Source organism: Flavobacterium succinicans (assembly GCF_001662485.1).
Classification (GTDB): Bacteria; Bacteroidota; Bacteroidia; order Flavobacteriales; family Flavobacteriaceae; genus Flavobacterium; species Flavobacterium succinicans_A.
In genome coordinates this window covers 1-15,012 of record NZ_JMTM01000074.1, presented here as the reverse complement: position 1 = coordinate 15,012, position 15,012 = coordinate 1, and the positions used below count along the sequence as shown (strand labels likewise).

The window sequence follows — 15,012 nt, the reverse complement described above, 5'->3', positions numbered from 1 at the left end:
TCAAAAAAACGAACCGCTTCTAAACCTGATAATTATCATTGCGAATTAAATAAGGTAACGATACTTTTACAGCCCCTTTAAAAAATAATTATTTAATAAAAAGGAAAAAAAATGGAAGATTTAAAAGCAAAAATTTTAGCCCTCAAAAAAGAAAAAAATGCAGTTATTTTGGCGCATTATTATCAAGACACCGACATTCAAGATATTGCAGATTATGTAGGAGATAGTTTAGGTTTGTCGCAAGAAGCCACGAAAGTTGAAGCTTCGATTATTCTTTTTGCTGGTGTCCATTTCATGGCCGAAACCGCCAAAATTTTAAATCCATCCAAAAAAGTCATTTTACCAGATCTCAATGCTGGCTGTTCTTTGGCAGATTCTTGTCCTGCCGATGCTTTCAAAACATTCAAAGAAGCCCATCCAAATCACTTGGTAATTACTTATGTGAATTGTTCAGCGGAAATAAAGGCCTTGAGCGACATTGTATGTACTTCTGCCAACGCACTAAAAATTGTCGAATCAGTTCCAAAAGAAACACCGATTATTTTTGCGCCAGACAAAAACTTGGGAAGATATATCAGTAATGAAACTGGTAGAGAATTATTGCTTTGGGACGGATCTTGCATAGTACACGAAGCTTTTTCATTAGAAAAACTCATCGATTTATACCAACAAAACCCCGATGCTGAAATCATCGCACATCCAGAATCAGAAACTCATATTTTAAAAACCGCGCATTATATTGGCTCCACCGCTGGCATGATCAACTATGTCAAAAACAGTTCTTGTGAAAAATTTATAGTTGCTACCGAAGCTAGCATTTTACACAAAATGCAACAGGAAGTACCCAATAAAATCTTGATTCCTGCACCTTCAAAAGAAGATAACACTTGTGCTTGTAGCGAATGTGCTTATATGAAAGTAAATACCCTTCAAAAAGTGTATGATTGTCTGCTCCAAGAAACCCCCGAAATTATCGTTCCTGAAGCCATTAGAAAACAAGCTTTAGTACCTATAGAACGTATGCTTGAACTCTCCAACTAATGACACAAACCAACTACTTAATTATCGGTTCTGGTGTGGCAGGATTAACTTTTGCCCTAAAAATAGCCACTCGATTTCCGGATAAAAAAATCACAATCGTTACGAAAGCCAATGCTGAAGAATCAAACACAAAATATGCGCAAGGAGGCATCGCTATTGTAACCAACAAAATAGTAGATTCGTACGAAAAACACATTCAGGATACCCTAATTTGTGGCGATGGTTTATGCGATGAATCGGTAGTGCGAAAAGTTATTACCGAGGGACCAAAACGGCTACAAGAATTAATCCATTGGGGCGCACAATTTGACAAAAATGCACAAGGCAATTTCGACTTAGGAAAAGAAGGTGGCCATTCACAAAGTCGAGTCGTACACCATAAAGACCAAACAGGCTTTGAAATTGAACGCGCTATTTTGCAACAAGTCTATTTAAAAAAGAACATCACGGTGCTCGACCATCATTTTGCTATCGATTTGATTGCAAAAGATAATTGTTGTTTGGGCGTTCAAGTTTTGAATCAAAAAGACAAAACTATTTTTCCTTGTTTTGCTGACTATACGTTGCTGGCCACTGGTGGTATTGGAAATGTATATGGACATACCACGAATCCAATTATTGCCACAGGCGACGGAATCGCAATGGCTTATAGAATTAATGCCAACATAAAAGAAATGGAATTTATTCAATTTCATCCCACCGCCTTATTTCATAATGCATCTGGAACACAATTCTTAATTTCCGAGGCGGTTCGAGGTTTTGGTGCCTATCTACGCACCAAAAACGGCCGTCGTTTTATGGAAGATTATGACGAAAGAAAAGAATTAGCTTCGAGAGATATTATTTCGCAAAGTATCGATTTTGAATTAAAAAAATCAGGCGAAGTTTGTGTTTTCCTAGATTGTACACATTTGGATTTGGAAAAGTTTATCATTCATTTCCCTATGATTTATAAACATTGCAGAAGCATTGGTCTCGACATCTCCAAAGATTGGATTCCTGTAGTGCCTGCTCAACATTATCTTTGTGGGGGAATTGTAGTTGATGCCAATGGTAAAACATCCGTAGAGCGTCTTTTTGCTTGCGGTGAATGCTCTAGAACGGGTTTACATGGCGCCAATAGATTAGCTTCTAACTCACTATTGGAAGCGCTAGTTTATTCCAATGCGATTTATGAATATCTTTCTGAAAACCCTCACTTAACAACAATCAAAACAGCTGTTTACTCCAAAACCTACAAAGATCGCTTGCCCTTGATTACCCACTCTATTTTGAGTCAAATAAAAAGTGAATTGCAACTTTTGATGCGAACCCATGCTGGAATAATACGCAACAATAAAGATTTAAAAGAGGCAAAAAAACAATTAAATCATTGGTTAAAAGAGCTTCTAGAACTCGAACAAAATTATCAGGGCAATACCGCTTTTTATGAATTAAAAAATCTAATTACCATAGGAATTCTCATTGTTCAGCATTCTATGTTACGAGAAGAAAACCGTGGTGGCTTTTTCAAAATCAACAAGTTAAGATGCTAATTTTTTGTTAACATTAAACCTTTTTCTTTAAAAATCATCTTATCAGTATAAATCAAAAAAACGAAAGTAAGATGAAAAAATTAATTATGGCTGCCTTTTTGGTAGTAAGCTTAAGTAGCGTTGCTCAAGAAAGAAGAGAAAGACCCAATCGTGACGAAATGGAAAAAATGACTCCAGAACAACGTCAGGAAAAGCATTTGAAAAAAATGACAACTGATTTAAATTTGAATGCCAAACAACAAGAAGAAGTTAAAAAGTTAATGGCCGAACAAGGAAAAAAAGCTGCTGATTTTAAAGCCAAAAGAGATGCGAAAAAAGAAGAGCAATTGCTTGCCTCTGCCAAAGAAAGAAAAGAAATGGCTGAAAAAATGAAAGCCGAAAAAGAAGCAATGGATGCGAAAATGAAAGCGATTTTAACTCCTGAGCAATATACCAAATGGGAAAAAGAACGTGAAATTAGAAAAGAAAAAATGCTCGAAAAAAGAGAACAAAGACGAAGACATAAAGGTGATTATTAAAAAAAAAGGGAGTTTCTACACAGCAAGAAACTCCCTTTTTTGTTATACTATATTTCTACTAAAAAGACTTCGATACTTTATCTATTGCATGAATAGTTTCATCCAAATCTTCATAAGTCAACGCATCAGTAATAAACCAAGTTTCATAAGCTGATGGTGCAATATAAATTCCTTCTTGCAACAAACCGTGGAAGAATTTTTTAAAGGTTGCATTATCGCCTTTAGCAGCCGATTGAAAGTCAACTACGGGTTCCGCATCGAAATGAACCGAAATCATGGAGCCTACCCTATTGATGGTAAAAACCACACCATTTGCAGTAAGCACTTTACGAATTCCTGCTTCTAAATAAGCGGTTTTCTCTTCCAATCTTTGAAACACTGCTCTGTCGTTGTTTAATGACTCTAACATCGCCAATCCAGCCGCCATCGCTAACGGATTACCAGATAATGTTCCTGCTTGATACACGGGACCTAGTGGCGCCAAGTAATTCATAATTTCTTCACGAGCAGCAAAAGCCCCTACTGGCAATCCGCCACCAATTACTTTTCCAAAACAAACGATATCCGCTTGAATGCCGTATAATTCTTGAACACCACCTGCTGCTAATCGAAAGCCTGTCATTACCTCATCAAAAATCAATAAAATCCCGTTAGCAGAGCACAACTCTCGTAAACCTTCTAAGAATCCGTTGAGTGGTGGTACACATCCCATATTTCCTGCAACGGGTTCTACGATAATTGCAGCAATTTCATTAGGATTAGCAGCAATGAGAGCGCTAACATTTTCTAAATCATTGTAACGAGCCAGCAACGTATCTTTTGCAGTTCCTTCGGTTACACCAGGACTATTTGGAACACCAAAAGTACTTAATCCACTACCCGCTGCAATCAAAAACGAATCGGAATGACCGTGATAGCAACCTGAAAACTTGATGATTTTATCTCTTTTGGTAAAGCCACGCGCCAAACGGATGGCACTCATACAAGCTTCTGTCCCCGAATTCACAAAACGAATTTTATCGATATTCGGAACCATATCAACCGCCAAAGCAGCAATTTTGGTTTCCAACTCTGTAGGCATTCCAAAAGAAGTTCCTAATTTGGCACGCTCCGTTAGTGCCTCCACAACGGGTTCGTAGGCGTGTCCCAAAATCATGGGTCCCCAAGAATTAATGTAATCAATTAATCGGTTACCATCTTCGTCATACAAATAAGCTCCTTTCGCACTTTTTACAAAAATCGGAGTGCCACCAACGGCTTTAAAAGCTCGTACTGGTGAATTTACGCCTCCTGGAATTACTTTTTCCGCTTCAGCAAAAAGCTGACTGCTTCTTTGATATATCATATTATTCTAGACTTTTAAGATTATTATTACTGTTTTTTTATTGCTTCCAACAACTGATAACTGAAAACCGAAAACTGAAAACCGAAAACCTACTTCACAATCAATTTTTGTCCAATCGAAATCGCGTTGTCTGTTAAGTTATTTTTGCGTTGTAAATCTTCGACCAAAACATTGAATTTTTTGGAAATGGAATACAATGTGTCGCCTTTTTGGACTTCATACAACGTGCAATCACCGTTTACCACTTGGTTGTCTACTCGATTCGAAACGGGAGCATTCACCACACTTTTGCCCAAAACCTGACTATCGTACTGATGCAAATCATAGCGTTCAATGTAAGCAATTAATTTTTCAGGATACAACGGATCGGTGGCATATCCAGCGGCTCGCAATCCCATTGCCCAAGCCACATAATCTCCCTTTGCCAATGAAAAAAGAGAGGCATATCGTTTTTTGGTTGTCAAAAATTTAGCATGATCTTTATACGAACCCGCTGGATCATTATATTTTCGGAAGCATTCTTTTTCTGAATCATCATCATGGTGTACAAATTCTCCTTCCCAATCATTATGACATTTGATACCAAAATGATTATTGGAATTGACCGCCAAACTGCTTTTCCCAGCACCTGATTCTAAAATTCCTTGTGCCAAAATAATACTCGCAGGAATGCCAAAATTTTTCATATTGCTCATCGCAATACCTTTGTATTGTTCGATGTACTGATTGACCACCTCTAATCTTTTAGTGGCAACCCCATTAGCTGATGAGTTCTTGGAATAAACGATTGTTTTTTTAGTACTACTAGAGTTTTTTTTATGATTTTGTGTTGGCGATTTAGTACTGTTACAGCTTACCAAAAACAGCAATACTACTAGGCAGAAAATTTGTTTTATCATTGTACTAAAATCGGTTTATTATTGTTTCTTAATTTGGCGTTCATTCCCGCAATTCCTTGGAGTCCACCGGTGTGAATCATCAGGATTTTGGATTTCGGAGGAAAATAGTTGCGTTGTATTAAATCCATAACGCCAAAAACCATTTTTCCTGTATAAATTGGATCTATCGGAATTTGGGTTTGGAGAAAAAAAGAATTGATCCAATCGATCAATTCATCGGTTACTTTACCATATCCTCCAAAATGATAGTCGGTGATTAACTCCCAATTTTTATTGGTGACAAATTTACGAATTTCATTTTGTAAAAAATCCCCTTTTAACGCTGGAAAACCCAAAATTTTTTGATGTGGCAAAGCACTATTAATAAGTCCCGAAATGGTTCCTCCTGTTCCCACAGCGCTACAAATAAAATCAAAATCGGCATCAAGCTCGGTTAGAATTTCTTCACAACCTTTGACGGCCAAATCGTTCGTGCCTCCTTCGGGAACTAGATAAAAAGACCCGAATTGCGCTTGCAGTTGTGCGATAAATGCAGCGTCGGTTTTATGACGATAAGCTTCACGGGTGACAAATTCAAAACGCATTCCGCATTCTTGGGCAAAAGACAAAGTAGGATTTTCCGAAATTTTATCGCGTAATTCATCCCCTCGAATTATACCAATGGTTTCAAAACCTTGTTCTTTTCCAGCATACGCCACAGCAGCAATATGATTGGAAAAAGCGCCCCCAAAAGTGAGTAAAACCGACTGATTTTCAGCTTTGGCTTGGAGTACATTGTATTTTAGTTTTCGGAATTTATTGCCTGAGACAAAAGGATGAAGTAAATCTTCTCTTTTTATTTCAAGAGTAATTCCATTTGGTAATTCGTATGTTATTTTTTGATTCAAAGTGTATAGCTTTTATAAAATTAACCGCAAGGTTCGCAAAGATTTACGCAAAGTTCACTAAGCTTTGCGGTCATTGCGCTTTCTTTGCGAACCTTGCGGTTAAATAGGCTTTTAATTTTTTTTTGTGTGCAAATAGTTTAAAAAACTAAAATATTTTCTAGTCTTTAGATACTCCAAATTGGATTCGTTCGCATAAGCTTCGCGTTCAAAACTCAGGTTTCGATACGCCAAATTGCTATCTTTGTATTGACACCATCGAAGAAAAAACTCTAGGCTGTACCATATAAAAAAAGGGACTATCAGTAATTCGAGTTGTTGTCGCAAATGGATTTTTTCGTGATTGAGAAAAATAAGATTCTCTTTATATCCTGCTTTTTTAACGAACACAAACGGAAAAGCAGCCAAACCGCTATATCCTTTTGGAATTAAATATTTAGCAACAATAAGAATCATTTCGCTTTAAAATTTATAGATTTGCAACTGTTATACCCTTTTATTTAAGGAAAAATACTATTCGTTCTATTTGCACGAACCTTCCAAAAAAAAAGTCGCTTATGTTAGAGCAAAGTAATGAAAATAAACTAATCGAAGGTGAAGATTTTTACTTTACTCCCGAAGGCTATAAATGTTTTACTGAAAAGCACCACCTAAAAAGAGGGTATTGTTGCAAAAGCGGTTGCCGTCATTGTCCCTATGGTTTTGATAAGAAGACGGGAGGGTTTAAGAAAGCAGAAAATTAGTAGTCAGTGGTCAGTTTTAGTGTTCAGATTGAATAAAATACAAAACAGATTGTAGCTATAGCCGATTAATCAAAGTTCACAAGTCTCGATGAAATGATTGAACTCAAAATATAAAAAAACTCTTAGAAATGGATATCGTTTCTTTACAATACAGAATCAAAATATACAAGTCCTACCACCGGTCGGATATTAGGTATCCTTAGTCGGTTTTGAACTAACTAGGGGGTGATGATATACTGCCCAAGAGGTTTTGGAAGCCAAAAGTCCTTGGTCTACGGACTGCGAGAGGGATAGGAACTGGCTACCGAAGTAGCGTGGATAGCCCGACCGCAATGCCGCAAGTGGCCGACTCACGACAACGCTGCATAGGCCACTTGGGGTATTGTGGTCTCGCCCAAATCTTACTAAAAAGTATCGCTATTATTTTATTTTCGATTGTAAAAACAAAAAAAAGATGACATTTAAAGAACAAATCCAACAAGGAATTCCTGATATATTACCACAAACTAAGCCGTATGAGGCGGCCATAAATCACGCGCCGAAACGTAAAGAAATTTTAACGGCGGAGGAAAAAAAGTTGGCGCTGCGCAATGCGTTGCGTTATTTTGACCCGAAACATCATGCGGAATTAATACCTGAATTCTCGGAAGAATTAGAGCAATACGGGCGTATTTATATGTACCGTTTTCGTCCTGATTACAAAATGTACGCACGTCCGATTGATGAATATCCCGGGAAAAGCGAGCAAGCGAAAGCCATTATGCTGATGATACAAAACAATTTGGATTATGCCGTGGCACAGCATCCGCACGAGTTGATTACGTATGGCGGAAATGGTGCGGTGTTTCAAAATTGGGCACAATACCTTTTGACGATGCAATACTTGTCGGAAATGACCGATGAGCAAACGTTGACGATGTATTCTGGGCACCCGATGGGATTGTTTCCGTCGCATAAAGAGGCGCCGAGAGTCGTAGTAACCAACGGGATGGTGATTCCGAATTATTCGGCACCAGACGATTGGGAAAAAATGAATGCCTTGGGCGTTTCGCAATACGGACAAATGACGGCTGGAAGTTATATGTACATTGGTCCACAAGGCATTGTGCACGGCACGACCATCACGGTTTTGAATGGTTTTAGAAAAATAAAAAAGAGTCCAACAGGAGGTCTTTTTGTAACGTCTGGATTGGGCGGCATGAGCGGCGCGCAACCCAAAGCGGGAAATATTGCGGGTTGTATCACGGTTTGTGCCGAAGTGAATCCGAAAATCACCCACATTCGTCACAGCCAAGGTTGGATTAATGAAGTGATTGAAGATTTAGACGCTTTAGTGCAACGTGTCGCCTTAGCAAAAACCAATAACGAAACCGTTTCTATTGCGTATTTAGGCAATATTGTAGACGTTTGGGAACGTTTTGACCAAGAAAATATGCATATTGATTTGGGTTCCGACCAAACTTCTTTGCATAATCCGTGGGCTGGCGGATATTATCCTGCGGGCATTTCGTTTGAAGAAGCCAATGAAATGATGGCCAACCAACCGGAACTTTTTAAAGAAAAAGTGCAAGAAACGTTGCGTCGTCACGCAGCAGCTATCAACAAACATACCGCAAAAGGCACGTATTTCTTTGATTACGGCAACGCCTTTTTGCTAGAAGCCTCAAGAGCGGGAGCCGATGTGATGGCCGAAAATCCAACGCTTGGTAGAGAATTCAAATACCCTTCGTACGTTCAAGATATTATGGGACCGATGTGTTTTGATTATGGTTTTGGTCCTTTCCGTTGGGTTTGTACTTCCGGAAAACCAGAAGACTTGGCCAAAACAGATGCTATAGCTTGTGCGGTTTTAGAAAAAATGATTGAAACTTCCCCTGTAGAAATTCAGCAACAAATGCAGGATAACATTCAATGGATAAAAGGTGCTCAAGAAAATAAATTAGTGGTAGGTTCACAAGCGCGAATTTTATACGCAGATGCTGAAGGTCGTACTAAAATTGCCGAAGCATTTAACCAAGCCATTGCCAAAGGCGAAATAGGGTATGTGGTTTTAGGTCGTGACCACCACGATGTTTCAGGAACTGATTCGCCGTATCGAGAAACTTCAAATATTTATGACGGTTCAAGATTTACCGCTGATATGGCCATTCATAATGTGATTGGCGATAGTTTCCGTGGCGCTACTTGGGTTTCCATTCACAACGGCGGCGGTGTGGGCTGGGGAGAAGTTATCAACGGTGGCTTTGGTATGGTTCTTGATGGTTCCAAAGAAGCTTCTAAACGTTTGGCTTCAATGCTTTTTTGGGATGTCAACAACGGAATTTCTCGCAGAAGCTGGGCGCGTAACGAAGGAGCGATTTTTGCCATCAAACGCGCTATGGAAGTAGAACCTTTACTAAAAGTGACGCTTCCGAATCAAGTAAACGATGATTTACTTTAATATTTTGTTAACCTAAAAGATAAACTCATGAAACTAATTAAAATTTTCGCCTTATTAGCTGTAGTATTCTTAAGCTCTTGTAGTAGTATTAGCGTACATTCAGACTACGACAAAACAGTAGATTATAGCACCTTCAAAACCTATGCTTTTTACAAACCAGGCATTGACAAAGTAGAGATTTCGGATCTGGACAAAAAACGTATCTTGAGAGCAATCGATCAACAAATGGCTGCCAAAGGATTTACCAAAAGCGAAACACCTGACTTGTTAATCAATATATTCACTAAATCGAGAGAGCAAGTCAACGTAAACCAATTCAACGCAGGTTGGGGTTACGGCTGGGGTTGGGGTTGGAATCCTTGGATGATGGGCGGTAACCAAACCACCGTTTCTACTTCTACCGAAGGCACCTTGTATATCGACCTTATCGACGCCAAAAAGAAAGAAATGATTTGGCAAGGTGAAGGTATTGGAACCTTAACTAAAAACACGGACAAAAAAGACGAAGTGGTTGCTGAATTTGTGGGGAAAATTTTAGCACAATATCCTCCTGTGAAAAAATAAATCGTGGTGAATAACTTATTTGTTTATATTTGCGGCAGCACATTTTTATATGAAAAACAATAACACAATTATTAGCAGCATTTCAATTATCATTCGATGAGAATGTGAGGCGCTGTATAGTATTAACAATATCAATATAGAACCTCCCAATTGGGAGGTTTTTTTTTAGATATGACACAAAACACTAGCATTATTATTAACATCATTATTATTCGTCTTTGTTGACGAGTTAGGATGTTATGCATAACCATGAAGCCTTTCTCGTCACTTGAGAAAGGTTTTTTTTTGACTAAAAAATTACATTTCTATGAAAGAAAAAATAACCCTTACGCTATTTTGCGAAAAAGAAGCAACGCTAATCAGTAAAATTGTTCTTATATTCACTCGAAAAAAAATAAAAATTGACCATTTTTGTGTGGACAGTTGTGAACAGACTTTATTGTACAAAATCAGGATTGGCTATTGGGATCACCCAAGCAACACCAACAATATGGTTGCCCTTTTGGAACGAATTATCGAGGTTTTTAGCTGTTATTCCCAAAATCAAGAAGAGCTAGAAACGCATCAAATAAAACTTTTCAAAATTCCAATCCTTCACAAAGATCAAATCACGCATTTTCCTGTCTCTTTTCTATTTCAAGAAAAGGAGTATTGGATTTGTTGTGGTAAAATTATCAATGAGCACTTTTACGCGCTACAAAACACCCTCAAAAAATCAACATTACAATTCAATTAAAAAAAATAAAATGAACTTATTTCAATCCATACAACAAGCGCAACAAGAATTAGCCAACGTAGTTCCCGCTACTCCTCTAACAGAAAACCTCAATCTTTCGGAAGAATTTGATGCCACTATTTTACTTAAAAGAGAAGATCTTCAAGTCGTGCGCTCTTATAAAATCAGAGGCGCATACAACAAAATAAAATCCTTAACCGAAAGTGAAAAAACAAACGGCATTGTGTGCGCCAGCGCTGGCAATCACGCACAAGGTGTGGCATATTCTTGCCATCTTTTACAAATACAAGGCAAAATCTATATGCCCAAAACCACACCCAATCAAAAAGTCAAACAAGTACAACTTTTTGGCAAAAAATGGGTCGAAATTGTATTAACTGGCGATACCTTCGACGATGCCTATGCCAAAGCAGTTGCCGACGCCAAGGACAACCAAAAAGCGTTCATCCACCCTTTTGATGATAAAAAAGTCATTGCAGGTCAAGGTACCGTAGGACTTGAAATACTAGATTATTACCAACAACCGATTGATTATATTTTTGTTCCCATTGGCGGAGGAGGTTTAGCTTCTGGCCTATCCACTGTTTTCAAAAACTTGAGTCCAAATACCAAAATTATTGGCGTTGAACCACAAGGTGCTCCTTCAATGAAAACATCGATTGCCAATCAAATCAACACACCCTTAGAAACCATAGACAAATTTGTAGATGGAGCCGCCGTAAAACAAGTAGGCGACCAAACCTTTGCCATTTGTCAAAAAAACCTAGACGATATCGTCCTTGTTCCCGAAGGAAAAGTATGCACCACTATCTTGCGTTTGTACAATGAAGAAGCTATGGTCGTAGAACCTGCAGGTGCTTTGACCATTGCTGCATTGGATTTTTATAAAGAACAAATCAAAGGAAAAACCGTAGTTTGTATCGTAAGCGGCAGCAACAACGACATCGAACGCACCGCCGAAATCAAGGAGCGCTCTTTACTTTATGAAGGATTAATGCATTATTTTATGATACAATTTCCGCAACGTCCTGGCGCGCTCAAGGAATTTGTCAATACCATTTTAGGTCCTGACGATGACATCACCTATTTCCAATTTGCCAAAAAAAATAGCCGAGAAGTAGGCTCTGTGGTAGTAGGGCTAGAAGTAAAAAATCCAAACGACATTGTGGCTATCAAAGATAACATGAAAAAAACAGGTTTCGAATACCAATACCTCAACAACAGACAAGATCTTTTCACCCAACTCATTGGTTAAAAGAAACTAAAAAACAACCTTCTTTTCCAGTAAAAAAGTACCTTTGAAACCAAATTTTTAAACAGTTATGACTCCTACTCAAGACATACAAGACCTAAACGACATCAAAAAAATGGTCGATACGTTTTATAGCAATGTGCGTCAAGACGAGACAATTGGTCCCGTTTTCAACGAAAAAATAGGCGAACGCTGGCCAGAACATCTTGAGAAAATGTACCGCTTTTGGCAAACCATTTTGCTCGAAGTCCACACCTATTCGGGAAGTCCGTTTCCACCACACAAACAATTGCCCGTAGACAAATCCCATTTCGACCGCTGGATGGCGATTTTCACCACCACTGTGGATGAATTGTTTGCTGGCCCTCTTGCCGATGAAGCCAAACTAAGAGCCAAAAATATGGCAGAAATGTTCAACTATAAGATTGAGTATTTTAGGAAAGCCGAAAAAGAGCAATTAAAATAGTACTGTTTCCTAGACAAAAGCATACAAAATCAGGTAATTTTTCAGTTGTTTTTTTGGACTTCAATTGCCTCCTGCTTTAGCTGGAGGAGTGAAATTTGAATATTTTAAAGGCTTTAGCCAAAATCAGCTGATTTATTTGGCTAAAGCCAACCCAAATCCATCCCCCATTACTCCAGCTAAAGCTGGAGCCAATTGAAAGCAAAACGAGCTGAATAGTTACAAGACACACGGTTTTTAATCTGTGTTATCTGTGTCTAAGAAAATTAGCCTTACAATCAGGCTGGAGCCAATTGAAAGCAAAACAAGCTAAATAGTTACAAAATCAGTTTTTTAATCTGTGAAAATCTGTGTCATCTGTGTCTAATAAAATTAGCCTAACAATCAGGAGCGAAACAAAAGGCATTATCAGCCAGTATGGGTTCCCGCCATCCGCTGCAATCTTTGGTACCGAACCCCGGCACCAAAGGATTTCCACTCCTGTCGCGGCTAAAGGACTTTCATTGGGGCTATTTTGAAAATTTAAACCATTGTTAAAATCCTATAAAAACACTTGGTTTACTAAAAATCCCGAATAAAAAACTGCAAATAATCATTCGAAATTGTATTTTTACAAAAAACTATACCGATTTCGATATGAATGCAAAAATAGAAAGTAATCCCCTAATCGAGCGATTACCGAAACATTTGAAACAGTTTATCAAACCACAAGATTACGAAGACTACACACCCATTAACCAAGCCGTTTGGCGCTATGTGATGCGCAAAAACGTGGATTACCTATCCAAGGTCGCCCACAGTTCCTACCTTGAAGGGTTAAAGAAAACAGGCATAGAAATCGACTCCATTCCGAGTATGTACGGTATGAATCGCATACTGTCCGAAATTGGATGGGCAGCGGTTGCCGTAGATGGTTTTATTCCACCTAACGCTTTTATGGAATTCCAAGCCTATAATGTGCTGGTAATTGCTTCAGATATCCGTCAATTAGAACATATCGAATACACTCCTGCTCCAGATATCATTCACGAAGGTGCGGGACACGCTCCTATTATTGCCAATCCAGAATATGCGGAATACTTGCGACGTTTTGGTGAAATTGGTTGCAAAGCCATCTCTTCGCACAAAGATTACGAAATGTATGAAGCCATTCGTTTACTTTCGATTTTAAAAGAAGCCGAGGGAACGCCACAAAGCGAAATAGAAGCTGCCGAAAAAGCAGTAGAAGATTTGCAAAACAATATGGGCGAACTCTCCGAAATGGCTCAAATCCGAAACTTACATTGGTGGACCGTGGAGTACGGTTTAATTGGCACACTTGAAAACCCAAAAATTTACGGTGCTGGTTTGCTTTCCTCTATTGGAGAAAGCGCTTGGTGTATGACCAATAACGTCAAAAAAATACCGTACACATTTAGCGCAGCACAACAAAGTTTTGATATTACCAAAGTACAACCTCAACTCTACGTAACTCCTGATTTTGCTTATTTGAGCTTAATCCTAGAAGAATTTGCCAATACGATGGCTTTGAGAACGGGCGGTTTATCTGGTATTAAAAAACTCATCGATTCCAAAGCTTTGGGTACAGTTGAATTGAGTACTGGTTTACAAATATCGGGTGTTTTTACCAACGTAATAGAACACGAAGGCAAACCGATTTACTTACAAACGACTGGAAAAACAGCTTTGGCCAATCGCGAAAAAGAATTAGTAGGACACGGAACTGCTGCGCACTTAGAAGGTTTTGGAAGCCCCATCGGGAAACTCAAAGGCATCAACCTCGCTATTGAAGATATGAGTCCACGTGACTTAAAAGCCTACGACATTTACGAAGGAGAAACCGCTACTTTGGAGTTTGAAGGTAACATCAAAGTAGTAGGCGAAATCATAACTGGGAAACGAAATCTACACGGTGAAATCATCTTAATTTCTTTCAAAAACTGTACGGTTACTCACGGCGAAACAGTTCTTTTTCAACCAGAATGGGGAACTTATGATATGGCTGTAGGCAAGAAATTAGTTTCTGCTTTTTCTGGCCCTGCAGATGTGAATAGTTTTGATTTAATTGCTCACGTACCAAGTAGCAAAACCATCAAAGCTTCAACCTCAGAGGAACGAGATGCCTTAGAAGTATTGTATCATACCGTTCGAAATATCCGTGAGACAAAAGACACGACGACCTCATTGGCTCCCATTTTTGAAAAATTAAAAGAAGAACATGCTAATGATTGGTTGCTTTGTGTAGAATTGGCAGAAATTCTAGAAGCAAGAAACGAAACGCAATTACTTTCGGAAATTCTTTCTCATTTAGAAAATCTTAAAAAACAGCGTCCTGAGGTTGCTCAATTAATTTCGAATGGCTTGGAATTGATTTTTGAAAAAGAGGAAACTGTTCACTAAAATTTACAACAGCAGATTGCGTAAATCCACAACTTACCAATCTAACAGAAAAAAATAACCGCAAATTCGCAAATTTTTAATATGGTTTAATAGTCAAAAATAGTTGGTAAAAATGCTGCAAAGCATTATAAAATATAATGTTTACAAAAGTTTATTGAAATTCGTTTCAATAAACTTTTCTTATTTATGAAA

At 38.3% G+C, this 15,012-nt stretch carries 13 protein-coding genes; 10 read left to right on the top strand and 3 right to left on the bottom strand.

The genetic code is table 11. From position 1 onward, the window contains the following. The first annotated feature begins 111 nt into the window (after positions 1-111). The 3 genes from nadA (at position 112) to FLB_RS13630 (ending at position 3,094) form a co-directional block, all read left to right on the top strand. A complete protein-coding gene (gene nadA, locus FLB_RS13640) occupies positions 112-1,041 on the top strand; it encodes a quinolinate synthase NadA (RefSeq protein WP_064716511.1) in 930 nt (309 codons plus the stop codon). Further along, a complete protein-coding gene (nadB, locus tag FLB_RS13635) occupies positions 1,041-2,576 on the top strand; it encodes an L-aspartate oxidase (protein WP_064716510.1) in 1,536 nt (511 codons plus the stop codon). The genes nadA and nadB overlap by 1 nt, the downstream gene beginning before the upstream one ends. 71 nt (positions 2,577-2,647) lie before the next feature. Then, positions 2,648-3,094 (top strand): hypothetical protein, encoded by a 447-nt coding sequence (locus FLB_RS13630; protein WP_064716509.1) that lies wholly within the window; start codon positions 2,648-2,650, stop codon positions 3,092-3,094. 58 nt (positions 3,095-3,152) lie between these two features. Here the strand turns inward: FLB_RS13630 and hemL are convergent, their stop codons facing one another. From hemL to FLB_RS13615, 3 genes are all read right to left on the bottom strand, one after another. Then, positions 3,153-4,439, bottom strand: a complete 1,287-nt coding sequence (gene hemL, locus FLB_RS13625) for a glutamate-1-semialdehyde 2,1-aminomutase (RefSeq protein WP_064716508.1) — start codon at positions 4,437-4,439, stop codon at positions 3,153-3,155. 89 nt (positions 4,440-4,528) lie between these two features. Continuing rightward, entirely contained in the window at positions 4,529-5,338 is an 810-nt protein-coding gene (locus FLB_RS13620) for a glucosaminidase domain-containing protein (RefSeq protein ID WP_064716507.1), read from the bottom strand. Further along, on the bottom strand, positions 5,335-6,225 hold the full coding sequence (locus FLB_RS13615) for a 1-aminocyclopropane-1-carboxylate deaminase/D-cysteine desulfhydrase (RefSeq protein ID WP_064716506.1): 891 nt from the start codon (positions 6,223-6,225) through the stop codon (positions 5,335-5,337). Before FLB_RS13615 ends, FLB_RS13620 begins: the two co-directional genes overlap by 4 nt. A 554-nt stretch (positions 6,226-6,779) precedes the next feature. On the opposite strand from FLB_RS13615, the gene FLB_RS13605 reads away from it, so the two are divergent. The 7 genes from FLB_RS13605 to FLB_RS13575 all read left to right on the top strand — a co-directional run bounded on the left by FLB_RS13605 (position 6,780) and on the right by FLB_RS13575 (position 14,820). Beyond that, entirely contained in the window at positions 6,780-6,965 is a 186-nt protein-coding gene (locus FLB_RS13605) for a DUF5522 domain-containing protein (RefSeq protein ID WP_064716504.1), read from the top strand. A 454-nt stretch (positions 6,966-7,419) separates the two neighbouring features. Beyond that, complete coding sequence (locus FLB_RS13600; RefSeq protein WP_064716503.1) at positions 7,420-9,405, top strand: urocanate hydratase; 1,986 nt, start codon at positions 7,420-7,422, stop codon at positions 9,403-9,405. Between the two features lie 27 nt (positions 9,406-9,432). After that, positions 9,433-9,969: a DUF4136 domain-containing protein gene (locus FLB_RS13595; protein WP_064716502.1), complete on the top strand. Its 537-nt coding sequence runs from the start codon at positions 9,433-9,435 to the stop codon at positions 9,967-9,969. Positions 9,970-10,276: 307 nt separating this feature from the next. Continuing rightward, a complete protein-coding gene (locus tag FLB_RS13590) occupies positions 10,277-10,705 on the top strand; it encodes a hypothetical protein (protein ID WP_064716501.1) in 429 nt (142 codons plus the stop codon). Positions 10,706-10,715: 10 nt separating this feature from the next. Further along, positions 10,716-11,960 (top strand): threonine ammonia-lyase IlvA, encoded by a 1,245-nt coding sequence (gene ilvA / locus FLB_RS13585; RefSeq protein ID WP_064716586.1) that lies wholly within the window; start codon positions 10,716-10,718, stop codon positions 11,958-11,960. Between the two features lie 67 nt (positions 11,961-12,027). Beyond that, positions 12,028-12,423 (top strand): group III truncated hemoglobin, encoded by a 396-nt coding sequence (locus FLB_RS13580; RefSeq protein WP_064716500.1) that lies wholly within the window; start codon positions 12,028-12,030, stop codon positions 12,421-12,423. A gap of 633 nt (positions 12,424-13,056) precedes the next feature. Continuing rightward, entirely contained in the window at positions 13,057-14,820 is a 1,764-nt protein-coding gene (locus tag FLB_RS13575) for an aromatic amino acid hydroxylase (RefSeq protein WP_064716499.1), read from the top strand. Positions 14,821-15,012: the final 192 nt, after the last annotated feature.

Excerpts from the sequence above, each read along its gene's own strand:
- FLB_RS13620 (WP_064716507.1), bottom strand. The coding sequence starts at position 5,338 with ATGATAAAACAAATTTTCTGCCTAGTAGTATTGCTGTTTTTGGTAAGC.
- nadA (WP_064716511.1), top strand. The coding sequence starts at position 112 with ATGGAAGATTTAAAAGCAAAAATTTTAGCCCTCAAAAAAGAAAAAAAT.
- FLB_RS13600 (WP_064716503.1), top strand. The coding sequence starts at position 7,420 with ATGACATTTAAAGAACAAATCCAACAAGGAATTCCTGATATATTACCA.
- nadB (WP_064716510.1), top strand. The coding sequence starts at position 1,041 with ATGACACAAACCAACTACTTAATTATCGGTTCTGGTGTGGCAGGATTA.
- ilvA (WP_064716586.1), top strand. The coding sequence starts at position 10,716 with ATGAACTTATTTCAATCCATACAACAAGCGCAACAAGAATTAGCCAAC.
- FLB_RS13575 (WP_064716499.1), top strand. The coding sequence starts at position 13,057 with ATGAATGCAAAAATAGAAAGTAATCCCCTAATCGAGCGATTACCGAAA.
- FLB_RS13580 (WP_064716500.1), top strand. The coding sequence starts at position 12,028 with ATGACTCCTACTCAAGACATACAAGACCTAAACGACATCAAAAAAATG.
- hemL (WP_064716508.1), bottom strand. The coding sequence starts at position 4,439 with ATGATATATCAAAGAAGCAGTCAGCTTTTTGCTGAAGCGGAAAAAGTA.
- FLB_RS13595 (WP_064716502.1), top strand. The coding sequence starts at position 9,433 with ATGAAACTAATTAAAATTTTCGCCTTATTAGCTGTAGTATTCTTAAGC.
- FLB_RS13605 (WP_064716504.1), top strand. The coding sequence starts at position 6,780 with ATGTTAGAGCAAAGTAATGAAAATAAACTAATCGAAGGTGAAGATTTT.
- FLB_RS13630 (WP_064716509.1), top strand. The coding sequence starts at position 2,648 with ATGAAAAAATTAATTATGGCTGCCTTTTTGGTAGTAAGCTTAAGTAGC.
- FLB_RS13590 (WP_064716501.1), top strand. The coding sequence starts at position 10,277 with ATGAAAGAAAAAATAACCCTTACGCTATTTTGCGAAAAAGAAGCAACG.